The following is a 24,519-nucleotide window of genomic DNA, read 5'->3' as shown; positions in this document are numbered from 1 at the left end:
AGGGGACGCCAAGGCGTCCCCTCTGCTACTCCGCCGTCAAGCCGATGCCGGCGGGTCCTGCTCGCGGTAGGAGCTGATGGTGCCGTCCGGTTCCGTCTCTTCCAGGCGGACCTTGAAGCCCCACAGGCGGGCCAGGTGCTTCATCACCTGCTCGGCGTCGTCGCCGGCCAGCGGGCGGCCGCGGCTCTTCAGGTGGCGCAGCACCAGCGAACGGTCGGAGTCGCGGTTGAAGCGGACCACCTGGATGTCGGGCACCAGGTTGTCGCGGTTGTGCTGCGCGGCCAGCAGGCGGCGGATGTCGCGATAGCCTTCGTCGTCGTGGATGGCGGCGACTTCCAGCTTGGGGTTGGCCTGGTGGTCCGAGATGGCGAAGAAGCGGAACTCGCGGATCAGGCGCGGCGACAGGTATTGCGAGATGAAGGACTCGTCCTTGAAGTTGCGCATGGCGAAGTCCAGCGTCTTCAGCCAATCGCCGCCGGCGATGTCGGGGAACCAACGCTTATCCTCGGGCGTGGGCGCTTCGCAGATGCGGCGGATGTCGGACATCATGGCGAAGCCCAGCGCATACGGGTTGATGCCGCCGTAGCCGCGCTCGTCAAAGCCGCGCTGGCTGACCACGTTGGTGTGGCTTTGCAGGAACTCCATCATGAAGCCGTCGTTGACCAGACCCTTTTCATGCAGCCGGTTCAGGATGGTGTAGTGCCAGAAGGTGGCCCAGCCTTCGTTCATGACCTTGGTCTGGGTCTGCGGATAGAAGTACTGCGCGATCTTGCGCACGATGCGCACCAGCTCCTTCTGCCACGGCGCCAGCTTGGGCGAGTACTTCTCGATGAAGTACAGCAGGTTCTCTTCGGGCTCCGGCGGGAACACCGAGGCCTCGACGTGCGTGTCCTTGTCGGCTTCCAGGCGCGGCAGGGTCCGCCACAGGTCGTTGTACTGCAGGCGGGCGTGCTCCTGGCGTTCGGCCTGGCGCGCGGCCTCTTCCTTGTAGGAGATCGGCGTCGGGCGCTTGTAGCGGTCCACGCCATGGTGCGAGAGCGCATGGCAGGAGTCGAGCAGGGCTTCCACCGCATCGATGCCGTAGCGGTCCTCGCAGGACATCACGTACTTGCGGGCGAACACCAGGTAGTCCAGCACGCCGTCGGCGTCGGTCCATTGGCGGAACAGGTAGTTGCCCTTGAAGAACGAGTTGTGGCCGTAGCAGGCGTGGGCGATCACCAGCGCCTGCATCGTCATGGAGTTCTCTTCCATGAGATAGGAGATGCAAGGGTTGGAGTTGATGACGATCTCGTACGCCAGCCCCTGCATGCCGCGGCGGTAGAACTGCTCGTTGCGGATGAATTCCTTGCCGTACGACCAGTGCGGATAGCCGATAGGCAGCCCGGCCGACGCGTAGGCGTCCAGCATCTGTTCCGAGGTGATTACCTCGATCTGGTTCGGGTACGTGTCCAGCCCGTATTCGGCGGCGATCTTGGAGATGGCCTCGTCATAGGACTGGATCAGTTCAAAGGTCCATTCGGAACCCTGGGAGATGGGCCGGGCGCTGCCGGCGGCCTCCGGTTCCACGAGAGCTCCCACGATGGCGTTCATGCGGTTTCCTTTTTGAACAGGTCATGGAACACGGGAAAGATCTCGCCGCGTTCGCAGATGCGCCGCATGACGAAATGCGGCTCCAGTTTCTGTTCATATTCCGCCCACAGGCTGCTCTTGCGCGCCTCCTGCGAGTCGGGCACTTCGATGTAGGCAAAGTAGCGCGTGGCCGGCAGCAGATGTTCGGCCAGGAAGCGCGCGCTCTTGCCCGCGTCGGCGCCGAACGAATCGCCGTCGCTGGCCTGCGCCGCGTACACGTTCCACGCGGTCGGCGAATAGCGCTTCTCCAGGATCTCGCGCATCAGCTCCAGCGCCGACAGCACGATAGTGCCGCCGCTCTTGGGATCGTAGAAGAAGGTGTGCTCGTCGACTTCCTCGGCGTTGTCGGTGTGGCGGATGAAGACCAGATCCACGTGCTCGTACTTGCGCGACAGGAACAGGTAAAGCAGCGAGAAGAAGCGCTTGGCCAGGTCCTTCTTGTTCTCATCCATGGAGCCCGACACGTCCATCAGGCAGAACATGACCGCGCGCGCCATGGGGATGGCCACCGACACCCGGTTGCGGTAGCGCAGGTCCAGGTCGTCCAGGAACGGCACGCGGGCGAGGCGCTCGCGGCAGTCTTCGACCTCCTGTTCCAGCGCCTTGATGTCGTCGGCGGACGCGCCCGCCTCCAGCGCCTTGGCCAGGCGTTCCTCGGCGTCTTCGAGGTCGGCGCGCGCCTTCACGCTGAGCGACACGCGGCGCGCCAGCGACGACTTGAGCGTGCGGCTGATGCTCAGCATGCTGGGCGAGCCCGTGGTCGTGTAGCCGGCGCGCTGCCATTTCTTCTGGCTGACCTCGCCCAGCTGGGTGCGCGCCATGTGCGGCAGTTCCAGGTCCTCGAAGAACAGGTTCAGGAACTCGGCCCGCGACAGGCTGAAGGTGAACTGGTCCACCGATTCGCCTTCGCCCGGCTCGGACCCGCCTTCCCCCTGCCCGCCTTGCGGCCGGTCGAAGGTGTCGCCCTTGGCAAACTCGCGATTGCCAGGGTGCACCATCTCGCGGTCGCCGCCCGGGCCGTGATGAAAGGTCGGCTCGGAGATGTCGCGGGCGGGCAGGTTGATCTCGCCGCCCTGATCCATGTCCTGAATCGAGCGGTCACGGATCATCCCGTGGACCGCCTTGCGGATCTGGTCCTTGTAGCGCCGGAGAAAACGCTCCCGGTTGACGGCGCTTTTATTGCGCCCGTTAAGACGGCGATCGATAAGTGAATTCATGATTCACCTCGCTCAGGAAGACTTCCTCACACGGAGATACCACTCGCACAGCAGCCTGACCTGCTTTTCCGTGTAGCCCTTTTCAACCATGCGATCGACGAAGCTCTGATGCTTGGACTTGTCCTCGGCCGAGGCCTTGGCGTTGAACGAGATCACCGGCAGCAGGTCTTCCGTGTTCGAGAACATCTTCTTCTCGATCACTTCGCGCAGCTTTTCATAGCTGGTCCAGGTCGGGTTGCGGCCATTGTTGTTGGCGCGCGCCCGCAACACGAAGTTGACGATCTCGTTGCGGAAGTCCTTCGGGTTGGCAATGCCAGCCGGCTTCTCGATCTTTTCCAGTTCATCGTTCAGCGCGCTGCGGTCGAAGCTTTCGCCGGTTTCCGGGTCGCGGAATTCCTCGTCCTGGATCCAGCAGTCGGCGAAGGTCACGTAGCGGTCGAAGATGTTCTGGCCGTACTCGGAGTACGACTCCAGATAAGCGGTCTGGATCTCCTTGCCGATGAACTCCGCATAGCGCGGCGCCAGGTAGCCCTTGATGAATTCAAGATAGCGGCGGCGGATTTCCTCGGGGTAGTCCTCGCGGCCGATCCGCTGCTCAAGCACGTACATCAGGTGCACCGGATTGGCGGCCACTTCGGTCTGGTCGTAGTTGAAGACGCTGGACAGGATCTTGTACGCGAAGCGCGTCGACACCCCGGTCATGCCTTCGTCGGTGCCGGCGTAGTCCTTGTATTCCTGCAAGGCCTTGGCCTTGGGATCCACGTCCTTCAGGCTTTCGCCGTCGTAGACGCGCAGCTTGGAATAGATGCTGGAGTTTTCCGGTTCCTTCAGGCGCGTCAGGACCGAGAACTGCGCCATCATGTCCAGCGTTCCCGGCGCGCACGGCGCCGACGACAGCGAACTGTGGTGCAGCAGCTTTTCGTAGATGCGGACTTCTTCCGACACCTGCAGGCAGTAAGGCACCTTGACGATGTAGATCCGGTCGAGGAACGCCTCGTTGTGCTTGTTGTTGCGGAAGGTCTGCCATTCCGATTCGTTCGAGTGGGCCAGGATGGCGCCGTTGAACGGGATCGCGGAAAAGCCCTCGGTGCCCTTGAAGTTGCCTTCCTGGGTGGCCGTCAGCAAGGGGTGCAGCATCTTGATCGGGGCCTTGAACATCTCCACGAATTCAAGCAAGCCTTGGTTGGCCAGGCACAGACCGCCGGAATAGCTGTAGGCGTCCGGGTCGTCCTGCGAGTGGCGGTCGAGCTTGCGGATGTCGACCTTGCCCACCAGCGACGAAATGTCCTGGTTGTTCTCGTCGCCCGGTTCGGTCTTGGCGATGGCGATCTGGCGCAACACCGACGGGTTCAGGCGCACGACACGGAACTTCGAGATGTCGCCGTCGAACTCCTTCAAGCGCTTCACGGCCCAGGGCGACATGATGCCGCTCAGGTAGCGCCGCGGAATGCCGTATTCCTTTTCAAGCGTGTCGCCGAAGCGTTCCGGATGGAACAGGCCAAGCGGCGATTCGTTCACCGGCGAACCCTTCAAGGCATAGATGGGATAGGCCTCCATCAGGGACTTGAGGCGTTCCGCGATGGACGACTTGCCGCCGCCCACCGGCCCCAGCAGGTAAAGGATTTGCTTGCGCTCTTCCAATCCCTGCGCGGCGTGCTTGAAGAACGCGACGATCTGCCCGATCACGTCCTCCATGCCGTAGAACTCCTGGAACGCCGGATAGCGCCGGATGGTCCGGTTGGAAAACAAACGGGAAAGACGTGGGTCGTTGCGCGTATCCACGATTTCAGGTTCGCCTATCGCCGCCAGCATGCGCTCAGCGGGACTGGCGTATGCCATGGGATCGCTTTTGGCGAGGTTCAGATACTCCTCGAGGGAGAGTTCCGACTCCTGCTCTCTTGCATACTGCGACTTGAAGCCTTCGACGATGTTTTGCACGGAAACCTCCTACAACACGCGAAAAATCCAATACGTCCCTACGTGTCCCCATTGTGCCTCAGCCCTCGCGCTTTACTAGACAATCTCGCGATAAGCACTGTCGGCCGGATGGTATGTTGCTTTCGCCACACATCAACCAAGAGCACGATCGGGCCCTTTCCAATTAGGCTGCACTCTTCGGATACAAGTTCCGTCAGGGAATGCAACTTAGGTGAAGAAGTTCACTCGTTCGGTTTCAGCATATCGCTGTATGCGCGCATGCGACGGGTCCGTGCATGAAATGCTCAGCAATGATTTGAAGGGAAGAGCGATATCCCGGGATTCTTATGATGCGGGTGCAAACCCGATGCGCCCGCTATGCGATGGCAGCGGACGGTCTGAACGGCGCATGGCGTCTTCGTTCAGCAGCGTGCCGGTTCGGTCATGAAAAAGCGCCGATATCGCGGCACGGGAATCCGTGGTGACGTGGGCGCGTGGCATTGCACGGTGTAGTCCATCAGTGCGTAGCGCCAAGTCATGTGCCTATGCTAAAGCCAATTGACGTTTTTGTGGCAATTCATTTTGCGCGCTGCCGAAAATAGTCGCGCTGCGCACGCGCGCCATGCGCGATCGATGGCGTTCGGCAAACGCGCAAACATGCGCAAACTTGATGGCATCGCGAAGACGCTTGCGCATCGAAGTTGCGCCGCAAGCCGCGGATTGCGGACGCATACGCGATTGGCAGCCGCAAGCGCAGAGTGCTAGTACCCCTTCCGGCAGCGATAGAATCACGCATCTCGCAACGCGCGCTTGCGCGACTGCCGCGTTCATAGCCATCCGCCCATCGTCTTCTCCAAGTCATGCCGCCCCGTTCCAGGCCATCTGCCAGCGCCATGAGATGCCTCGCCAAACGCTGTTCTGCGGCGTTGGGCGGCGCCTTGCTGTTGCTCGCGGCCGCTTGCGGCAAGCCTGAAGCCGACCTGCCCGGTGATGCCTATGTCTGGCAACGCAGCTGGACGCCGCCGGTCAGCCAGGCGCTGGCCGACGGCGCCGACGTGGTGCGGGCATGGCGGGTGCTGATGGCGGAAATGAACCCGGATGGCCGCTGGTTCGGCGCCGCGCCCGATCTGGCCGCGCTGGCCGCCGCCAAACGCCCCGTCATCATGGTGCTGCGCCTGGACGGCCGCGCCGACGCGCTGCCGGCCGTGGACGTGCTTGCGCGCATCGAAACGGCAAGCAGCGCATGGCGCGCCGCGGGCATCGCATTGGCCGGCGTCGAGGTCGACTACGACTGTCCCACCTCGAAATTGCCCGCCTACGCGGCATTCCTGGAAAGCTTGAAGCGCGGGCTAGGGCCGGATCTACCCTTGTCGATAACCGCGCTGCCGACATGGCTGAACGGCTCGGGACTCGATGCGCTGCTCCGGATCCCGGATGAATCAGTGTTGCAGGTCCACGCGGTGTTGAGCCCTGATCAGGGCCTGTTCAACGCCAGGCGCGCCAGCGCCTGGCTGACAGCGTACGCGGACCATACCCGGCGGCCATGGCGCGTGGCCTTGCCGACCTACGGCAGCCGCGTCAGCTGGAACGACGACGGCAGCATCGCCGCGGTCGAAAGCGAGCGCTCCGCCCTGCTGGCGGGCGGACGCGCGAGCGAGCTGGTGGCCACGCCTGCAACCATCGCAGCGTTCGTCGACGAGATCCACCGCGACCTTCCGCACGGACTCGCCGGCATCGTGTGGTTCCGCTTGCCCACCGCGCGCGACGAACGCGCCTGGAGCCTGGCGACCTGGCGCGCCGTGGTGACGCGCCAGCCCCTGCGCCCGGCGCTGTCCGTCACGGCGCGAGCGGGGAACGTCCAGGGCGCGCAGGACCTCATCCTGGCCAATGGCGGCAATGCCGACGCGGCCCTGCCTTTCGCGATCCGCTGGGACGGCGCCTGCCGCGCGGCGGACGGCATCAATGGCTATACCCTCGAACAAGATTCCGGCGGCGCGTACCTGCGCCGCTCCCAAGATGGCCTGCTGCGCGCCGGCGGCCAACGCAACATAGGCTGGATACGCTGTGAAAACGGGCCTCAAAGCTTCCATGTACAACCGTAAATCGCTGGCCGCGCTGCTGCTATTGACGGGCGCCGGCATCGTCATCGCCTGCGGGCCGGAGTTCCCCGCCCAGCTGCTCGACGACCGCGCCGGCACGCTGCGCGCCACGCCGGCCAACTCCTTCGACTACGAAGCCGCGCGCCTGGTGGACGCTGGCGGCGACGCGCTGCCCGCGCGCCCGGCCCGTGAAATGCCTGAAACCGACTACCGGCAAAGCATCCTGCCCGAGGACCGCGATCCCGCGCTCACGCCAGCTCAGCGCGCCACGACACGCGCGATGCGCGCGCAACCCGACGGCGACCGCGCCTATGCGCTGGGCGCCGGCCTGCCGGAAGCCGTGCGTCTCTACACCGCGGCTGCCGTCGACACCCAGGCCGCCCGCGGACCGGAAGCCGAACGGGCGCTGGAGCAGGCCCGCGCGCGCTACCGCGCCATTCTCCAGTTGCCGCCGCAAGAGGCCGCGGCGCGCAGCGTCTGGGCCGCCTACATGCTGGCGGAAATCGGGGACGAGGCACAACTGGCAGCGGGCGACGACGCGGCGCAACGCCTCGCGACGGCACAGGCCTACGCCCGCGTGCGGCAACTGGCGCGCGATGGAGCGCCGGATCCGCTGCAACTGGCCGTGGCCAGCTACGGCCAGGAAGCTCGGCTGTCCCTCGCCGGGTCGCAAGGGCAATGCAACTACGACGAGCTGGTCAACGCCGAGCCCTGCATGGACGCCATCCCCTCCGATTCGCTGAAACATGCGGTGCGCCTGTATGCCGAACAGGCCGCGCGCGATTCCGCCAGCGGCACCGCATCCTTACGCATGCTGGCGCAATGGGCCCTGGACGATCCGGCGCGCACGCGCCGGCTGATCGACGACCCGGTCGCGCAACGCCTGCTGGTGGCCTACGCGCTGGCGCGGGTCGGCGACATCGTGGACGGCAGGCCCGACAGCGCGACCGATCCGTACGCCACCTACGACGCGACCGGGCAGATCGGATATGCGGATGCCGCGCAAGGACGCGACGTCACGCCGAATCCGACGCTGCAATCGCTGGTCACCGCGCTGGAAACCCTGGACCTGAGCCAGGTGCCGGAGGCCGACCGCGTGGCGGCGCTGGCTTACCGCATCGGCCGCTACGACCTGGCGCAGCAGCTGGCGGGGCGGCTGGACACGGCCCTGGCCTGGTGGGTGCGCGCCAAGCTGGCGCTGCGGCAAGGCGACACGCAAGCGGCAGCCCACGCCTACGCCCAGGCGGCCAGCGCCTTCCCGCGCGCCGACGGCAGCGTGGAAGCGTCCGGCGCGGCGCGCCTGCTGGGCGAGCAAGGCGTGCTGACGCTGTCGCGCGGCCAGTACGTCGAGGCGCTGGACCAGTTGCTCCACGCCACCGTGCCAGACGAGTCAGACGGAGGCTTCTGGCAGTCCACCCCATATTGGAATGACGCGGCCTACGTGGCCGAGCGCGTGCTGACCGCCGCCGAACTCAAGGCCTATGTGGACCGGCACGCTCGCGCCGCATCCGCGCCCGCCGGATCCCCGCCCCCCGATCTCCAGCATTTCTACGAATGGCAGAGGAAGCACCCAGTCACCGCGTCCGACCGCCTGCGCGCCCTGCTGGCGCGGCGCCTGGTGCGCGAAGGCTCGATCGCGCAGGCCTTGGCCTATTTCCCCGCCGATTCGGACGCCCGCTACGTCACGCTGGACTATGTCGACGGCAAGGTGACGCTGCAGCCGCAGCGGACCCGCCAGCTCGCCGCCGAGTACGGCGCGGCGCTGCGCAAGGCCGGCAGCGCCTGGGGCCGCACGTCGCGGGCCGAAGCCTGGTTCGAGGCCTCCCGGCTGGCGCGGCGCGACGGGATGGAGATCATGGGCTACGAGCAGGAGCCGGATTTCACGATCTATGGCGGCAACACGGCCTATGGCGTGGGACGCAGCGCGGTCCCCGGCTGGAAGGCGTATGACGACGACGCCGATACGCCAGACACCCCGGCCGCGCGCGCCGCGGCCGCGCTGCCGGGGCCGTTCGTCACGGAAGAGGAACGCCGGCGCTATGCCGCCAGCGAAGCGCAGCCCTATGCCCGCTTCCATTACCGCCAGATCGCGGCCGATCACGCCATGCGCGCCGCCGACGAGCTGCCGCGCCGCTCGCAGGCCTTCGCCGCCGTGCTGTGCCAGGGCGCGCGTTACATCATCGACGATTCGCCCGAACGGACCGCCGCGATCTACCAACGCTATATAGAACAAGGCGCGCTGGTGCCGTTCAGCGGCACTTTCGGCCGCGAATGCGCCGCGCCCGACTTCCAGGCGGCCGCCTGGTTCCATTACACGCAGGCTGGGAAATCCTGGGAACGCCTGCGCCGCAACCACCCCGGCCTGTTGCTGGCGGCGGCGCTGCTGGCGCTGATCGGCGGCGGCGCCGCGGTCCTGGCCTGGCGGCACACCAGGGCGCGTCCTACTCAGACTGGAAGCGGCCGCTAGCGGTTCTTCCAGCACTGCCGCTGGACGCAGGCGGCCCGTCGGCCGCGCGGGACGCGGGCATTCCGCCCAGTGGGAGCGCGGGACACCGGCGTCCTGTCCCGCGGCGGCGCAGGACGCTAGGACAGCTGAGGCAGCGCCACCCGCTGCGTCAGCTGCCGCCAGGTGTCCGCGACCCTGGCGCGCACGCGCAGATCCGCGCCCACCGGCGCGGTCTCGATGAATTCATAGCGCCGGGCGCCGTCCAGATGCTCCAGGACAGGCAGGCGGACCATGCCGGCCGCGTCGCCCAACAGCACCGGCGCCAGGTACAACAGCAGCTCGTCCACGCAGCCCGCCGCGACCAGCGCGCCGCTCAGGCCCGCGCCGGCCTCGACGTGGACCTCGTTGAACTGTTCCTGGGCCAGCCAGCGCATCATGGCCGGCAGGTCCACCCTGCCCGGCTCCGCGCCCGGCAGCGGCACCACGCGGGCATTCCTGGCCTGCAGGCGCGCGGCCTTGGCCGCGTCCTCGCGGGCGGTGAAGATGATGACCTCGGCGCCGTCGAACAGCCGCGCGTCCTCCGGGATCTCGAAGCGGCCATCGACCACGGCCTTGCGCGGCTGGCGCGGCGTATCCACGCCCCTGGCGTTGAGCTGCGGATCGTCCTTCAGCACGGTGCCCATGCCGGTCAGCACCACGCAGGCGCGGGCGCGCCAGTGGTGCCCGTCGGCGCGCGCCTCGGGGCCGGTGATCCATTGCGACACGCCGTTATGCAGCGCGCTGCGCCCGTCCAGCGAAGCCGCCATCTTCATCCACACCCAGGGCAGGCCGCGGCTCATGCGCGAGATGAAACCGGCGTTGATGGCCAGCGCCTCTTCGCGGCAGATGCCCGTCGTGACCTCGATGCCGGCGTCGCGCAGGCGTGCCAGCCCCTGGCCATTGACCAGTGGATTCGGATCGCCGATGGCCACCACCACCCGCGCCGGCCGCGCCGCGAGCACCGCGTCCACGCAAGGCGGCGTGCGGCCGAAATGGCTGCAGGGTTCCAGGGTGACATAGAGCGTGGCGCCCGCCACGGATTCGCCGCGCGCCTGGGCGTCGCGCAAGGCGCAGATTTCCGCGTGCGGACCGCCGGGCGGCTGAGTCGCGCCTTCGCCCAGCACCCGGCCGTCGCGCACGATGACGCAGCCGACCCGGGGGTTGGGCGCGGTGGTGTACATGACGGTCTGCGCCAGCGCCAGGGCGCGCCGCATCCAGGAAATGTCGTCGTTGTCGCTGGAAATCATCATGTCCCGGATTGTATGCCCGCGGCGGCCCGTTCCGGCAGGACGCCGGGCCTGGGCAGGGTTGGCCGCGGATGTCCGTTTTGGGCCGACAGTAGTCTTTCGCCGCGCTCGTCCCGCCACCTGTTTACAGCAAAAATGGCATTACACCCCTACAATTCCTACTCCAGGAGCCCGGTCCATGAAACAAGCACTGATCGTCATCGACGTACAAGATTCCTTCCGGCAACGTCCGTTTTGGGATGAAACGGAGTATCCCGCCTTCGTGGAGCAGATCCAGTCGCTGATCGATGCCGCGGCCGCCCGGGACATTCCGGTGCTCCAGGTGTTCCACACCAGCGTCTCCAACGACCCCGCCAACCCCTTCGCGCTGGCCTCGGGACACGTCAAAACGCTCAAGGAATTGCGCATCGCCCCCACGGCGGTGTTCCACAAGACCGTGCACTCCTCGCTCTACGCCAAGGACGCGGACGGCGCCACCCTGCAAGACTGGCTGGTCAAGCACGGCATCGAAGGCATCATCGTCAGCGGCATCCGCACGGAACAATGCTGCGAAACCACGACGCGCCACGCCAGCGACGCGGGGTTCAAGGTAGTGTTCCCCACCGATGCCACCCTGACCTTTGCGATGCAAAGCCCTTCCGGCCAGCACTACACGCCGGCCGAAATCCGCGACCGGACCGAGCTGGTGCTGCAAGGCCGCTTCGCCCGCATCGCGCGCGCCGCCGACGCGCTGGCGGCCTGACGCTGTCGGAGGCCCGCATGGTTCCGGTGTATTTCGTGCTGACGCGGGGAATCGTGCTGCTGGACGTGGCGGGCCCGGCGGAGGCTTTCCGCGTGGCCAACAAGCTGTGCCCCGGCGCCTTTGAACAGCATTTCTGCGGCCCTTCCCGTGAAATCGAAAGCGGCCTGCCCGGCCTGCATCTGGCGCATCTGCAGCCCTTGCCGGCCGCGCTGCCGCCCGAGGCCCTGGTCATCATCTCGGGCGTGGTGGGCAAGCCCACGCGCCTGGACGATCCCGACGCGCAAGCCATCATCGACTGGCTGGCCGTCCGCCACCCCGCCGACGGCTTCACGCTCATGACGGTCTGCGCCGGCGCGCTGTTCGCGGCGGCCGCCGGCCTGACCCGTCAGCGCGACTGCACCACCCATCACACATGCCTGGAACAGCTGGCCCGCATCGACCCGAGCGCGCGCCTGCACGACAACCGCATCTTCGTCGAGGACGGCAAGCTGGTCAGCAGCGCAGGCATCACGGCCGGCATCGACCTGGCGCTGCACATGGTGTCGCGCCATTGCGGGCCGCGCGTGGCCAGTGAAACGGCGCGCGACATGGTCGTCTATCAGCGGCGCGCGGGCACCGATTCCACGCTGTCGCCCTGGCTGGACCACCGCAGCCACATGCATCCGGGGGTGCACCGGGTGCAGGACGCGGTCATCCGCGATCCGGCCGCCCCCTGGTCGGCGCAATCGCTGGCGGACCAGGCGCATACCAGTGCCCGCCACCTGACCCGGCTGTTCCGCGAATACGCCGGCTGCACGCCGATGGACTATCTCTATCAGATACGCGTCGCGTTGGCGCGCGACCTGCTGCGCGACACCCGGCTGGACCTGGAACGCGTGGCCGAGAAATCGGGCTTCGGATCGGCGCAGCACATGCGCCGCGTATGGCGCAAGTTCCAGCCTCTGACGCCCAGCCTGGCACGTTCGACTCCCACCATGCAATGACGGCGCCGCGGCGCCGTCATTTGCTGCTTCGGTGCCGCTAGCGGCATCGGACCGGTTGAAGACCAGACCCGCTCAATCCTTGCGCAGCTTGCCCGGCAGCAACGGCCCCTGCATTTCGCGGATGGCCTCGACGAATTCGCCGATGTCCTCGAAGCTCTTGTAGACCGAGGCGAAACGCACGTACGCCACCTTGTCGAGCTTGCGCAGCTCGTTCATGACGAGTTCGCCGATGTGTTCGCTGGGCACTTCGCGCAGTCCGCTGGCCAGCAGCTGCTCTTCGATGCGAGCCACGGCGGCATCCACGTCTTCGGTGCTGACGGGGCGCTTGCGCAGCGCCAGGCTGAGGCTGGCGCGCAGTTTGCCGGGGTCATAGTCGCTGCGGCTGCCGTTGCGCTTCACGATGGAAGGCATGGCGAGCTCCACCCGCTCATAGGTGGTGAAGCGCTTGTCGCAGGACAGGCAGCGGCGGCGACGGCGTATGGCGTCGCCTTCCTCGGAGACCCGGCTGTCGACGACCTGTGTTTCGGCATTGCCGCAAAATGGACACCGCATGTGTGATCCCTAAAGGCGCTGAAGGCAATAGTTAAGCATATTGTAACGAGGCGTCCGGCCGCCAGCGTCGGGACGGGTTAATCCGCCCCCATATTTTCAGGGTGACACAGGCGCCGCCCCGAATGCAAAGGGACGGCGCCTTGCGGGGCCGTCCCTCTGGAGCGCTGCGGCGGACCGGGATCCGCCACAGGGATGCCGGATTACTTCTTGCCGTAGACCGGCAGGCGCGAGGTCAGTTCATTGACCTTGGCGCGCACGGCGGCGATGTTGGCTTCGTCGCGCGGGTTGTCCAGCACGTCGGCGATCAGGTTGGCGGTCAGCTCAGCCTCGGCTTCGGTGAAGCCGCGGGTGGTCATGGCCGGCGTGCCCAGGCGGATGCCGCTGGTCACGAAGGGCTTTTCCGGATCGTTCGGGATGGCGTTCTTGTTCACCGTGATGTGGGCCTGGCCCAGCACGGCTTCCGCTTCCTTGCCCGTGATGCCCTTGGAACGCAGGTCCACCAGCATGACGTGGCTTTCGGTGCGGCCCGAAACGATGCGCAGGCCACGCTTGACCAGCGTGTCCGCCAGCACCTTGGCGTTCTTGACCACTTGCTGCGCGTAATCCTTGAAGGAGGGATCCAGCGCTTCCTTGAAGGCCACGGCCTTGCCGGCGATGACGTGCATCAGCGGACCGCCCTGGATGCCGGGGAAGATCGCCGAGTTGATGATCTTCTCGTGCTCGGCCTTCATCATGATGACGCCGCCGCGCGGGCCGCGCAGCGACTTGTGCGTCGTCGAGGTGACGAAGTCGGCGTGCGGGACCGGGTTGGGGTAGGCGCCGCCAGCCACCAGGCCAGCGTAGTGGGCGATGTCGACCATGAACAGCGCGCCGTTTTCACGGGCGATGCGGGCCATGCGCTCGAAGTCGATGTGCAGGGCGTAGGCGGAAGCGCCGGCCACGATCAGCTTGGGCTTGTGTTCCTTCGCCAGCTTCTCGACTTGGTCGTAGTTCAGGACTTCGTTTTCGTCCAGGCCGTAGGAGATGAAGTTGTACAGCTTGCCCGAGGCGTTGACCGACGCGCCGTGCGTCAGGTGGCCGCCTTCGGCCAGGCTCATGCCCAGCACCGTGTCGCCCGGCTTCAGGACGGCCATGTACACGCCCTGGTTGGCCTGCGAACCCGAGTTGGGCTGCACGTTGGCGGCTTCGGCGCCGAAGATCTGCTTCAGGCGGTCGATGGCCAGCTGCTCGACCACGTCCACGTATTCGCAACCGCCGTAGTAGCGCTTGCCCGGATAACCTTCGGCGTACTTGTTGGTGAGCTGCGTGCCCTGGGCTTCCATGACGGCCGGGCTGGCGTAGTTCTCCGAGGCGATCAGCTCGATGTGCTGTTCCTGGCGGACGTCTTCCTTCTGGATGGCGGCCCAAACGTCCGGGTCAGCCTTGGACAAGGTGAGGTTGCGGTCAAACATGACGGGGGGTTCCTGAGGCGGTAAGAGAGGAGAAAACTGCGCCCGGGTGGGTAAACCCGGAGAATGACGGATAGTTTACCGCGTCGGGCAGGATCAAATGCGCCCAAAATGCCTGGAACCCGGGCAAAATTCCCCGGACGGGCGCGAAAACCACGCCATTTTGCGAACGCCGGAAATCCGCCTCAACCCGACTTGAGAAACTTTCATGCAAAGCGCCACACTCATAACCTACTCGCTAGTAGCAGCGGTCAGCGTCGTCAGCCCCGGTCCCGCCACCATGCTCGCCATTCGCAACGGCGCGGCGGGCGGGTGGCGGGCCGTGCTGCCATCCACCCTGGGCAACGTCACCGGCCTGTTCCTGTTGTCGGCCGCCGCCATGCTGGGGCTGGGCATGGTGCTGCAATCGTCCGCCCTGCTGTTCACGATCCTGAAGCTGGCCGGGGCCGCCTATCTGATGTACATCGGCCTGCGTCATCTGCTGGGGCGCTCGAACATCGCGCCGCCCGCGCCCGATGCCGCTAGCCAGGCGCCGCGCGGCGCCGGCCGGCTCTACCTGGAAGCCGCCCTGGTGGCGACGCTGAATCCCAAGCCCATCCTGTTCTTCACCGCGCTGTTTCCGCAATTCCTCAACGCCGCCGAACCGCTGCTGCCGCAATTCTTCATCCTGACCGGCATCTTCATGGCCATGTCGCTCGCGTCCTTGCTGGTCTACGGCACGCTGGCCCATCGCGCCCGGCGCCTGCTGCGCCAGCCCCGCATCGTGGCCTGGATCAACCGGCTGGTCGGGACCATCTTCATCAGCTTCGGCGTGGCGCTGCTGCGGCTCAAACGGGCCGTGGGCTGAACCATTCGGGGCGCAAAAAAAGGCCGCAGTATCTGCGGCCTTTTTCGTGGCGGGCGAGATCAGGCCGAGGTGGCGCCGATCTGCTTGGGAGCCAGCTTCGGATTGAGCGTATAGGTGCCCGTCAGCGAAGCCTGTCCCAGCACGTGCTTCTGGATGGCGCGCAACGCGTCCTCGCCGGTGAACGAGCCCTGCAGATTCAGCGTGGGCACATCCAGCGCGTACAGGGTGAACACGTAGCGGTGCACCAGCGCGTCGTTCCAGGGCGGGCACGGGCCGTCATAGCCGAAGTAGTCGCCGCTCATGTCGTGGTCGTTCGCGAACCACGACGAATACGAGTTGATGCCCTGGCGCGCATCCATCGGCGCCAGCGGACCGCCCTTGCCGCGCGGCGTGATGCCGCTGGAGAAGGTGCCTTCCTCGATGTCGCGCACGTCGGCGGCCAGGTCCACCAGCACCCAGTGGAAGAAGTCCACGCGAGGCAGGCTGGCCGGCACTTCGCGGCCTTCCTGGTTGACGTCGTCGGGTTCGGAGGGCACATCGGGGTCGTGGCAGATCAGCGCGAACGACTGCGTGCCTGCCGGAACTTCGTCCCAGGAAAACTGCGGGTTGAAGTTGTCTGCCAGCGCGACGTGCGATTGCGCATCGATCTTGCCGAAAGCGTAGCGTTCGGGAATCGACTCGTTATCGGAAAAAGACAAACTCGAAAGTTTCATGTCGTGCTCCTAGATGTGCCGCAAAGGCCCCACTGCCCCTGTCCGTACCCTCAGCGTATCAAAACTTCGCAATCATGGGTTCAAGTTAACACGCGCAAATTTGCGCTTGCCCACCTGAACGACGTAAGTCCCCGCCGGCAATTGCAACGATTTGTCTTCCACGCGGTCGCCGTTGACGCGCACGCCGCCCTGCTCCACATTGCGCTGCGCTTCGGAACCCGAAGCGACCAGACCGGCTTCGCGCAGCAGCTTGAGGATGCCTACGGGCGCCCCGCCAATGTTCACCTCGGGGATGTCATCGGGGATTGCGCCGTCGCGGAAGCGAGCCTCGAACGAAGCCAGCGCTTCTTCCGCGGCCTTGGCCGAATGGAAGCGCGTAATGATTTCCTGGGCCAGCATGACCTTGGCATCGCGCGGATTGCGGCCGCCGTCGATCTCCTGCTTGAGCGCGGCAATGTCTTCCAGCGTGCGGAACGAGAGCAGCTCGAAGTAGCGCCACATCAGCGTGTCGGAAATCGACATGAGCTTGCCGAACATCGAATCGGGCGACTCCGAAATGCCGATGTAGTTGCCCTTCGACTTGGACATTTTCTCTACGCCGTCCGTACCCACCAGCAAGGGCATCGTCAGAATGCACTGCGGCTCCTGGCCATACTCCTTTTGCAGCTCGCGGCCGACCAGCAGGTTGAACTTCTGATCGGTGCCCCCCAGCTCCAGATCGGACTTCAGCGCCACCGAGTCATAGCCCTGCATCAGCGGGTACAGGAATTCATGCACCGAGATCGGGATGCCGCCCTTGAAGCGCTTGGTGAAGTCCTCGCGCTCCATCATGCGCGCCACCGTGTAGCGCGACGCCAGCTGGATCATGCCGCGCGCACCCAGCGGATCGCACCACTCGGAGTTGTAGCGGATCTCGGTGCGTGCCGGATCCAGCACCAGGCTGGCCTGGGCGTAATAAGTCTTGGCGTTGGCCTCGATCTGTTCGCGCGTAAGCGGCGGGCGGGTGTTGTTGCGGCCGCTGGGATCGCCGATGGTCGAGGTGAAATCGCCGATCAGGAAGATGACGTTGTGCCCCATGTCCTGCAGCTGGCGCATCTTGTTCAGCACCACCGTGTGGCCCAGGTGGATGTCCGGCGCGGTCGGATCCAGCCCCAGCTTGATGCGCAGGGGCACGCCCGTGGCGCGGCTCCTGGCGAGCTTGCGAGCGAATTCGGACTCGACCAGCAACTCATCGCAGCCGCGCTTCGCTATACGCAGGTCTGCTTCGACTTCGGGGGTAATCGGGGCTTCTGTGGATGACATGGCAGGGGGACCAACTCGGCTTCAGCCGATAAAAAGGTGTAAAAAGTGACGAAAACTATCGAAAATTCTAGCCGAATCAGCTAGGATACCGCCCTAATCATACGCAATTGCCATATATACGCAGTTGCGCTCCGCTTTACACCCGTTGTTCACAAGATGCGCCCCGCGCCAGCCCTTGCCCCCAATGTGTGCGCGCGAGGGCCGTTCGTGTCACGCACCCTGCGAGCTCAAGCCACCTGAGAGGGTATCTTCACGATGAATCGTGGCCTCCACGAACTGGCGAGTAGCATCAAACGCAAAGTTGCTGCCCTGTTTGCGCCCGTCGAACCCAAGCCCCAGCGCTCGGGACTTTTCCGCCGCACTCTCCTCGTCACCGCCATTGGTCTGTTCGCAGGCGCCGCCGCTCTCGGCATGGTGCAGCAACCCGACCGCACTGAACTCCCCCCTTCGCGCATCATCAGCAGCGTCCTGCCGCTAAGCGCCGAACAAGTCGAAGTCAGCACCCCCAGTGCCGCCCCCTACATCAGCGAAACGCGGATCCGCGCCGGCGACACGCTGGCCGCGGTGCTGCAGCGCCTGGAGCTCGACGAGCCCAGCCTGCAAACGTTCCTGACCCATGACGCCAGCGCCCGCAGCATCTACAAGCTGTACCCGGGCCGCTCCGTGCAGGCCGCGACGGACGAGGACGGCGACCTGATCTGGCTGCGTTACATCCACACCCCCGGCAACGAGACCGACGGCCAGGTCGTGACGCGCATGCTGCACGTCGCACCCGCGGGCGACAGCTACAAGGCCGAGGAAATCACCGAAAGCACCGAGCGCCAGACCCGCGTCGCCGTGGGCACGATCCGCTCGTCGCTGTTCGGCGCCACCGATGCCGCCGGCATCCCGGATTCGGTCACCATGCAGATGGCCGACATCCTCAGCGCCAAGATCGACTTCCTGCGCGACCTGCGCCAAGGTGACCAGTTCCGCGTGGTCTACGAAGTGCGTTCGCACGACGGCCGCTACGCCGGCGCCGGCCGCGTGCTGGCACTGGAGTTCATCAACGGCGGCAAGACCTACAGCGCCGTCTGGTTCAGCCCCGACGACAAGACCGGTTCGTACTACGACTTCGACGGCACCAGCCTGCGCGGCGCGTTCCTGCGCACCGCGCTGAAGTTCAGCCGCATCAGCTCCACGTTCGGCATGCGCATGCACCCCATCCACAAGACCTGGACGGGACACAAGGGCGTGGACTATGCCGCGCCCTCGGGCACGCCGATCCATTCCACGGCCGACGGCACGGTGGAGTTCTCGGGCTGGCAGAACGGTTACGGCAACGTCGTCATCGTCAAGCACCACGGCAAGTACTCGACGCTGTATGCCCACCAGAGCCGCATCGCCGAAGGCATCACCAAGGGCTCCAAGATTTCGCAAGGCCAACTGCTGGGCTATGTCGGCGCCACCGGCTGGGCCACCGGCCCGCACCTGCACTACGAATTCCGCGTCGACAACCAGCCGATCGATCCGCTGTCGGTAGACCTGCCGGTCGCGCGCGCCCTGGAGCCTGCCGAAGTCCGCGCGTTCAACCAGGCCGTGGCGCCGTACAAGCAGCAGATCCAGCTGCTGACGGAATTCCAGCAGACCCTGCCCGACGCGCTGACCAACGTGGCCAGCCGCTAACGCCGGCCAAGCGTCCCGTCCAAGGCGGCCCCGCACGATCTGTTGCGCGGCCGCTTTTTTCTTTTCCGAGGCTCCCGTGAACTCCTCCTCCACTACGCAGCACCAGGATGCGCAGCTCTACATCGGGCTGATGTCGGGCACCAGCGTCGACGGCGTGGACGGCGTGCTGGTGCGCCTGGGCGATGGCCAGGCGCCGGCCGTGCTCGCCAGCGCCAGCCTGCCCATGCCGGCAGACCTGAGGCGCGAATTGCTGGCGCTGAACCAATCCGGCGACGATGAACTGGCGCGCGGCGCGCTGGCCGCCAACGGGCTCGCCCGCCTGTATGCCCAGGCTGTCGCCGCCCTGCTCCAACAGGCCGGCATCCCTGCCAGCGACGTCGCCGCCATCGGTGCGCATGGCCAGACCGTCCGTCACCGCCCGGAACTCGGCTACACGGTGCAGCTCAATGCCCCTGCGCTACTGGCGGAACTGACGGGCATCGACGTGGTGGCGGATTTCCGCAGCCGCGACGTGGCCGCGGGCGGCCAGGGCGCACCGCTGGTACCGCCCTTCCACGCCGCCATCTTCGGCGCGCCGCAAGGCCGCGCCGTCCTCAATCTGGGCGGCATCGCCAACGTGACGCTACTGGAGCCGGGGAAGCCGCCCCGCGGCTTCGACACCGGCCCCGCCAACGTCCTGCTGGACGGATGGTGCCAGCGCCACCTGGGCCTGCCCTACGACGCCGACGGCCGCTGGGCCGCCACCGGACAGGTCCTGGCCCCGCTGCTGGAACAACTGATCTCCAGCGAGCCCTGGTTCGCCCTGCCCCCGCCCAAGTCCACCGGGCGCGACCTGTTCAACCTGCAATGGCTGGACGACCGCCTGGCCGCCTTCGACGGCCCCAAGCCCGCGCCTCAAGACGTGCAGGCCACGCTGCAACGCCTGACGGCGCGCACGGTCGCCAATGCCATCGATGCCTCTGCTGCGGCCACGCAGGAAGTTCTCGTATGCGGCGGCGGCGCGCGCAACCCGGGCCTGATGCGCGAGTTGGCGTACTGCCTGCAACGACCCGTACACCCCACCGATGCGCTGGGCGTGCCGGCGCAGGAGGTCGAGGCCCTTGCCTTCGCCTGGCTGGCCCAGGCCTTCGTGCAGCGCCGCCCCGCCGGCGTGCCAGCCGTCACCGGTGCGCGCGGCCCGCGCATCCTGGGAGCGCTCTATCCCGCCTGAAACCGGCGCTCCAATGCAAAAAGCCCTTCGGCGAACCGAAGGGCTTTTTCATTTCCTGCCCGGATGAATTACACCGAGAACGAGGAACCGCAGCCGCAGGTGGTGCTGGCGTTGGGATTGCGGATGACGAACTGCGCACCTTCCAGGTCTTCCTTGTAGTCGATCTCGGCGCCGACCAGGTACTGGAAGCTCATCGGGTCGACGAGCAGCTGCACGCCGGCCTTGTCCAGCACGGTGTCGTCATCGTTCACGACTTCGTCGAAGGTGAAGCCGTACTGGAAACCCGAACAGCCCCCGCCCTGCACGAAGACGCGCAGCTTCAGCTCGGGATTGCCTTCTTCGGCCAACAGATCCTTCACCTTGGCCGCAGCCGAGTCGGTAAATACCAGGGGGGCAGGCGGCGCGGCCTGCAGGTCGACGGTTTCGGTCACAGCATTCATGGTTCACTCCAGGCCGGTTCGGCCATATTTCGTTGAGCGGCAACGGCGCTCGCATGGTGTCACTATAGCGCAGGGCTTGCGCAGACTCAAAGTTCGAGCTTGACGCTTCTTGACGCACGGACGGTATCGCCTTCCAGAACGCTGACCGTCACGCTTTCGGGGACAAATCCCTCGGGCAGCGCCAGGATGCCCTGGCTGCGCTGGTACTGATCGAATTGCAGGGCCAGAGGCGAGGTCGGCACGGCGTCGCCGGGAATGGCGACGGAGCCGGATTCGGCCTTGACCTGCATGGGTGCCAGGTCCACTTTCACGGTCTCGCCCTTCAGGACTCCCGTGGCCTGAAAACGCAAGGCGCCGTTGAACGGCGCGCCGCCATTGCGGCCGCTGCGCATCAGCAGGACCTTGTAGCGCAGGCCGCCGCCACTGCGGTCGATCTCGACGCCGCGGATGTCCACGGAGCCTTCGGGTCCGGGCGGCAGCAATTGTTCGTAGAACGCCAGCTGGTCGCGCACCCTGCCGACTTCGGCCTGGACGGCGCGCAGCTGGGTTTCCAGTTCCTGGCGCGCCGCGCGCTCGATGACCAGTTCGCCATCGACGGTGTCGAGCTGGCCTTGCGTATAGCGCAGCTGCGTCGCCTGCTGCCGCATGGCCTCATCCTGGACTTCGGCCTGGCGCGCGCTGATCACCACCGCGTCCTTCGGCCGGTAAAGCTGGCGGGCGTAGAAAAAACTGGCCGCTCCGCCCAGCAACACACCGATCAGCAGTCCCGCGACCACGCGCACCAGCCCGCCGGCGGGGCGAGACTGGGACGTGGCGGAAGAATCGGCGGGCATAAAGAACGGCGGCTTGCGGCGCGTGGCCGCAAGCCTGCGGGCATCAAGGCAGAATCGCGACCTGGTCCAGGCCGGTGGACTCGGAGATGCCGAACATCAGGTTCATGTTCTGGACGGCCTGGCCGGCGGCGCCCTTGACCAGGTTGTCCTGCACCACCATGACGATCAGCTGGTCACCATTGCCCGGACGGCTGAGCGCGATGCGCAGGTTGTTGGAGGCGCGCACCGACCGGGTTTCCGGCAGGCTGCCAGCGGGCATCACGTCGACGAAAGCCTCGTCGGCGTAGCGCTTTTCGAACAGGGCCTGGAAGTCCGTGTCGCGGGCCTCGGGCAGGATACGGGCGTAGATCGTGGAGAACATGCCGCGGATCATCGGCACCAGATGCGGCACGAAGGTCAGGCCGACCTTGCCGCCGGCGATCTTTTCCAGCTGCGCGACGATTTCCGGGTGGTGGCGGTGGCCGGCCACGCCGTAGGCCTTGAAGTTGTCGGAGGCTTCCGAGAAGAGCGAGCCCACTTCGGCCTTGCGGCCGGCGCCCGACACGCCCGACTTGCAGTCGGCGATCAGGGTTTGCGCATCGACCAGTTTCTTGCCGCCTTCGAGCAGCGGCGCCAGGCCCAGCAGCACGGTGGTGGGATAGCAACCCGGGTTGCCGATGACGCGGGCCTTGGAGATGGCCTCGCGGTTCAGCTCGACCAGGCCGTACTGGGACTCGGCCAGGATGTCCGGGCAGGTGTGGGGAATCTTGTACCAGCGTTCAAACGTGGGGATGTCCTGCAGGCGGAAGTCCGCGGCCAGGTCGATGACCTTGGTGCCCGCATTGATGAGTTCCTGGGCCTGGGCCATGGCCACGCCGTGGGGCGTCGCGAAGAACACGACGTCGCAATCCGTCAGCGAGGCTTTTTCCGGCGCGGAGAAGGCCAGGTTCACGCGGCCGCGCAGGTTCGGATACATGTCGGCTACCGGCAGCCCGTCTTCCTTGCGGGACGTGATGGCGGTCAATTCCACATTGGGGTGCTGCGACAGCAAGCGCAGCAGCTCGACGCCGGTATAACCGGTGCCGCCGACGATACCAACCTTGATGCGGGTGTTCGATGCTTGGGCCATGATGTGTGCTCTTCGTAGAACGAGGATCGATTGTATCGCTCGGGAAAGCGGGTGTTGCGGCTAAGAGCCCGAAATGGCACCGCAGTCCTTCTTTCCGACCGGGCGGAAAGCGCGGAGTTCCGCGCGGGACGCACAGCATCCGGGCCATGCCCGGCGCTGGAACTGCAGGTGCGAAAAAAAGCCCGCCGAAGCGGGCTTTCTTTCGCAGCGTATTAGCGCTTGCTGAACTGCTTGCGCCGACGTGCCTTGCGGAAGCCGACCTTCTTGCGTTCGACTTCGCGGGCATCGCGGGTGACAAAGCCAGCTTGCGACAGTGCGGGCTTCAGGGTCGCGTCGTAGTCGATCAGGGCACGCGTGATGCCGTGACGGACTGCGCCGGCCTGGCCGGTTTCACCGCCACCGTGCACGTTGACCTTGATGTCGAACGATTCCAGGTGGCCGGTCAGTTCCAGCGGCTGGCGCACGATCATGCGGCCGGTTTCGCGGGCGAAAAAGTCGTCGACGGGCTTGCCGTTGACAACGATCTTACCCGTGCCCTTCTTGATGAAAACGCGAGCCACCGAGGTTTTGCGACGGCCGGTTCCGTAATTCCAGTTACCGATCATGGCGTTTCCTTAGATATCCAGCGTCTTGGGCTGCTGGGCGGTGTGCGGGTGCTCGGCACCGGCGTACACCTTCAGTTTCTTGATCATGGCGTAGCCCAGAGGACCCTTGGGCAGCATGCCCTTGACAGCCTTCTGGATGGCACGGCCGGGAAAACGCTCTTGCATCTTCTCGAAGTTCGTTTCACGGATACCGCCCGGGTACGTCGTGTGGCGGAAGTACTTCTTGTCCTTCGCCTTGGCGCCCGTAACAACGATATCGGCAGCGTTGACGATGACGATGTAGTCACCGGTATCAACGTGCGGCGTGAATTCAGGTTTGTGCTTGCCACGCAGACGACGTGCGACTTCGCTGGCCACACGACCGAGGACTTTGCCCTTGGCGTCGATCACAAACCAGTCACGTTGGACTTCATGCGGCTTGGCCACAAAGGTCTTCATGATGGTTCCTAAGAATAAAAATTTTCCTGGCTGGACCATCCAGCCAGTGTTTTTCCCTGAACTAGACCGAAATCCCGGAAAGAACCCATAGGGTTTTCCAAAAATTCAGTCGATATCAGCGTCTTGCCTAAGCGTTATTACCCGCCCGTGCATTAGCCAAAATGAGGGAAAGCCTGCGATTCTAACACAGCTGCTCAAAAAGTGGGCAACTTGATTCGCGGCCGGAAATGCGCCGGCGGCGCCCGAGGGCGCCGCCGGTGTCCTGCGATATCAGGGACGCCTTGCCCTGCGCGCGCTGTCAGGCGCCCAGGTAGGCCTCCAGCACGCGCGGGTGGCCCAGCAGTTCGCGGCCGGTGCCGGTCAGCGCCATGGCGCCGTTCTCCAGCACGTAGCCGTGCTGGGCGATCTTCAGCGCCTGGCGCACGTTCTGCTCGACCAGGAACAGGGTCAGGCCGTCGGCGTTGATCGCGCGCAGCGAGCGGAAGATTTCCTGCACCACGATGGGCGCGAGGCCCATGGAGGGCTCGTCCAGCAGCAGCAGGCGCGGCTTGGCCATCAGGGCCCGGCCGATGGCCAGCATCTGTTGCTCGCCGCCCGACAGGTTGCCGGCGATGCCGGTGATCCGTTCCTTCAGGCGCGGGAACAGGTTGAACACGTATTCCAGGTCCGAGTCGACGTTCTTGAGGCCGCGGCGGTAGGCGCCCAGCTCCAGGTTTTCGAGCACGGTCATGGTGGTGAGGATGGCCCGACCTTCCGGCACCTGGACGATGCCGCGCGCCACCAGCTGGTGCGGCGGCAGGTTGGTGATGTCCTCGCCTTCGAAGGTGATCTTGCCGCGCGCCTTGGGCAAGAGGCCCGACAGCGCCAGCAGCGTGGTCGACTTGCCGGCGCCGTTGGCGCCGACCAGGGCGGTGATTTCCTTGGCGTTCAGGTCCAGGTCGATGCCGCGGACTGCTTCGATGTGGCCGTAGTTGACCTCGAGTCCGCGGACTTCCAGCATGGCGCTCATTGTGCAGCCTCCGCGCAATGCGCTACGGTA

The 24,519-nt window shown here is 65.7% G+C and carries 22 protein-coding genes; 7 read left to right on the top strand and 15 right to left on the bottom strand.

Features of this window, described 5'->3' with window-relative positions; translation table 11 throughout:
• Positions 1 to 36 precede the first annotated feature (36 nt).
• From HWY37_RS26805 to HWY37_RS26790, 4 genes are all read right to left on the bottom strand, one after another.
• Positions 37 to 1,590 carry a SpoVR family protein gene (locus tag HWY37_RS26805; protein WP_175207783.1) on the bottom strand — a complete coding sequence of 518 codons (1,554 nt, stop codon included), beginning with the start codon at positions 1,588 to 1,590 and terminating at the stop codon, positions 37 to 39.
• Entirely contained in the window at positions 1,587 to 2,846 is a 1,260-nt protein-coding gene (locus tag HWY37_RS26800) for a YeaH/YhbH family protein (RefSeq protein ID WP_175207782.1), read from the bottom strand. The genes HWY37_RS26805 and HWY37_RS26800 overlap by 4 nt, the downstream gene beginning before the upstream one ends.
• Before the next feature lie 12 nt (positions 2,847 to 2,858).
• Positions 2,859 to 4,775, bottom strand: coding sequence for a PrkA family serine protein kinase (locus HWY37_RS26795; protein ID WP_373418256.1), 1,917 nt, complete (start codon positions 4,773 to 4,775; stop codon positions 2,859 to 2,861).
• Between the two features lie 531 nt (positions 4,776 to 5,306).
• Positions 5,307 to 5,459 carry a hypothetical protein gene (locus tag HWY37_RS26790; RefSeq protein WP_176090246.1) on the bottom strand — a complete coding sequence of 51 codons (153 nt, stop codon included), beginning with the start codon at positions 5,457 to 5,459 and terminating at the stop codon, positions 5,307 to 5,309.
• Positions 5,460 to 5,701: 242 nt separating this feature from the next.
• On the opposite strand from HWY37_RS26790, the gene HWY37_RS26785 reads away from it, so the two are divergent.
• A complete protein-coding gene (locus tag HWY37_RS26785; RefSeq protein ID WP_246302409.1) occupies positions 5,702 to 6,865 on the top strand; it encodes a DUF3142 domain-containing protein in 1,164 nt (387 codons plus the stop codon).
• A complete protein-coding gene (locus HWY37_RS26780) occupies positions 6,852 to 9,329 on the top strand; it encodes a hypothetical protein (protein ID WP_176090245.1) in 2,478 nt (825 codons plus the stop codon). The genes HWY37_RS26785 and HWY37_RS26780 overlap by 14 nt, the downstream gene beginning before the upstream one ends.
• A 116-nt stretch (positions 9,330 to 9,445) precedes the next feature.
• On the opposite strand, the gene ribD is transcribed toward HWY37_RS26780, so the two are convergent.
• The gene (ribD, locus tag HWY37_RS26775) at positions 9,446 to 10,597 is read right to left on the bottom strand and encodes a bifunctional diaminohydroxyphosphoribosylaminopyrimidine deaminase/5-amino-6-(5-phosphoribosylamino)uracil reductase RibD (RefSeq protein ID WP_281372293.1); all 1,152 of its coding nucleotides are present in this window, start codon (positions 10,595 to 10,597) and stop codon (positions 9,446 to 9,448) included.
• 175 nt (positions 10,598 to 10,772) lie between these two features.
• On the opposite strand from ribD, the gene HWY37_RS26770 reads away from it, so the two are divergent.
• A complete protein-coding gene (locus HWY37_RS26770) occupies positions 10,773 to 11,336 on the top strand; it encodes a cysteine hydrolase family protein (protein ID WP_175207777.1) in 564 nt (187 codons plus the stop codon).
• Positions 11,337 to 11,353: 17 nt separating this feature from the next.
• Positions 11,354 to 12,319, top strand: coding sequence for a GlxA family transcriptional regulator (locus HWY37_RS26765; protein ID WP_176090244.1), 966 nt, complete (start codon positions 11,354 to 11,356; stop codon positions 12,317 to 12,319).
• Positions 12,320 to 12,391: 72 nt separating this feature from the next.
• Here the strand turns inward: HWY37_RS26765 and nrdR are convergent, their stop codons facing one another.
• Positions 12,392 to 12,871: a transcriptional regulator NrdR gene (gene nrdR, locus HWY37_RS26760; protein WP_013391422.1), complete on the bottom strand. Its 480-nt coding sequence runs from the start codon at positions 12,869 to 12,871 to the stop codon at positions 12,392 to 12,394.
• Between the two features lie 200 nt (positions 12,872 to 13,071).
• On the bottom strand, positions 13,072 to 14,322 hold the full coding sequence (gene glyA, locus HWY37_RS26755; protein ID WP_176090243.1) for a serine hydroxymethyltransferase: 1,251 nt from the start codon (positions 14,320 to 14,322) through the stop codon (positions 13,072 to 13,074).
• Positions 14,323 to 14,527: 205 nt separating this feature from the next.
• Between glyA and HWY37_RS26750 the strand changes: the two genes are divergently transcribed.
• Positions 14,528 to 15,166, top strand: a complete 639-nt coding sequence (locus tag HWY37_RS26750; protein ID WP_175207774.1) for a LysE family translocator — start codon at positions 14,528 to 14,530, stop codon at positions 15,164 to 15,166.
• Positions 15,167 to 15,225: 59 nt separating this feature from the next.
• On the opposite strand, the gene HWY37_RS26745 is transcribed toward HWY37_RS26750, so the two are convergent.
• Entirely contained in the window at positions 15,226 to 15,879 is a 654-nt protein-coding gene (locus HWY37_RS26745; RefSeq protein WP_175207773.1) for a YbhB/YbcL family Raf kinase inhibitor-like protein, read from the bottom strand.
• Positions 15,880 to 15,951: 72 nt separating this feature from the next.
• Entirely contained in the window at positions 15,952 to 17,181 is a 1,230-nt protein-coding gene (tyrS, locus tag HWY37_RS26740; protein WP_175207772.1) for a tyrosine--tRNA ligase, read from the bottom strand.
• Positions 17,182 to 17,436: 255 nt separating this feature from the next.
• On the opposite strand from tyrS, the gene HWY37_RS26735 reads away from it, so the two are divergent.
• The gene (locus HWY37_RS26735; RefSeq protein WP_175207771.1) at positions 17,437 to 18,846 is read left to right on the top strand and encodes a M23 family metallopeptidase; all 1,410 of its coding nucleotides are present in this window, start codon (positions 17,437 to 17,439) and stop codon (positions 18,844 to 18,846) included.
• 76 nt (positions 18,847 to 18,922) lie between these two features.
• The gene (locus HWY37_RS26730) at positions 18,923 to 20,056 is read left to right on the top strand and encodes an anhydro-N-acetylmuramic acid kinase (RefSeq protein ID WP_176090242.1); all 1,134 of its coding nucleotides are present in this window, start codon (positions 18,923 to 18,925) and stop codon (positions 20,054 to 20,056) included.
• Between the two features lie 68 nt (positions 20,057 to 20,124).
• Here the strand turns inward: HWY37_RS26730 and erpA are convergent, their stop codons facing one another.
• The 6 genes from erpA to HWY37_RS26700 all read right to left on the bottom strand — a co-directional run bounded on the left by erpA (position 20,125) and on the right by HWY37_RS26700 (position 24,489).
• Positions 20,125 to 20,496 (bottom strand): iron-sulfur cluster insertion protein ErpA, encoded by a 372-nt coding sequence (gene erpA, locus HWY37_RS26725; protein WP_013391415.1) that lies wholly within the window; start codon positions 20,494 to 20,496, stop codon positions 20,125 to 20,127.
• 86 nt (positions 20,497 to 20,582) lie between these two features.
• Entirely contained in the window at positions 20,583 to 21,329 is a 747-nt protein-coding gene (locus tag HWY37_RS26720) for a DUF6776 family protein (RefSeq protein ID WP_176090241.1), read from the bottom strand.
• A gap of 43 nt (positions 21,330 to 21,372) precedes the next feature.
• Positions 21,373 to 22,437: an N-acetyl-gamma-glutamyl-phosphate reductase gene (argC, locus tag HWY37_RS26715; RefSeq protein ID WP_176090240.1), complete on the bottom strand. Its 1,065-nt coding sequence runs from the start codon at positions 22,435 to 22,437 to the stop codon at positions 21,373 to 21,375.
• Between the two features lie 212 nt (positions 22,438 to 22,649).
• Entirely contained in the window at positions 22,650 to 23,042 is a 393-nt protein-coding gene (gene rpsI, locus HWY37_RS26710; RefSeq protein WP_006217310.1) for a 30S ribosomal protein S9, read from the bottom strand.
• Between the two features lie 9 nt (positions 23,043 to 23,051).
• Positions 23,052 to 23,480, bottom strand: a complete 429-nt coding sequence (rplM, locus tag HWY37_RS26705) for a 50S ribosomal protein L13 (protein WP_013391412.1) — start codon at positions 23,478 to 23,480, stop codon at positions 23,052 to 23,054.
• A 298-nt stretch (positions 23,481 to 23,778) separates the two neighbouring features.
• Positions 23,779 to 24,489 (bottom strand): ABC transporter ATP-binding protein, encoded by a 711-nt coding sequence (locus HWY37_RS26700; RefSeq protein WP_054458384.1) that lies wholly within the window; start codon positions 24,487 to 24,489, stop codon positions 23,779 to 23,781.
• Positions 24,490 to 24,519 lie beyond the last annotated feature (30 nt).

The organism is Achromobacter anxifer, assembly GCF_903652925.1.
Taxonomy (GTDB): Bacteria; Pseudomonadota; Gammaproteobacteria; order Burkholderiales; family Burkholderiaceae_B; genus Achromobacter; species Achromobacter anxifer.
The sequence above is the reverse complement of the archived record's forward strand: the minus strand, read 5'-3'. Positions and strand labels throughout refer to the sequence as shown.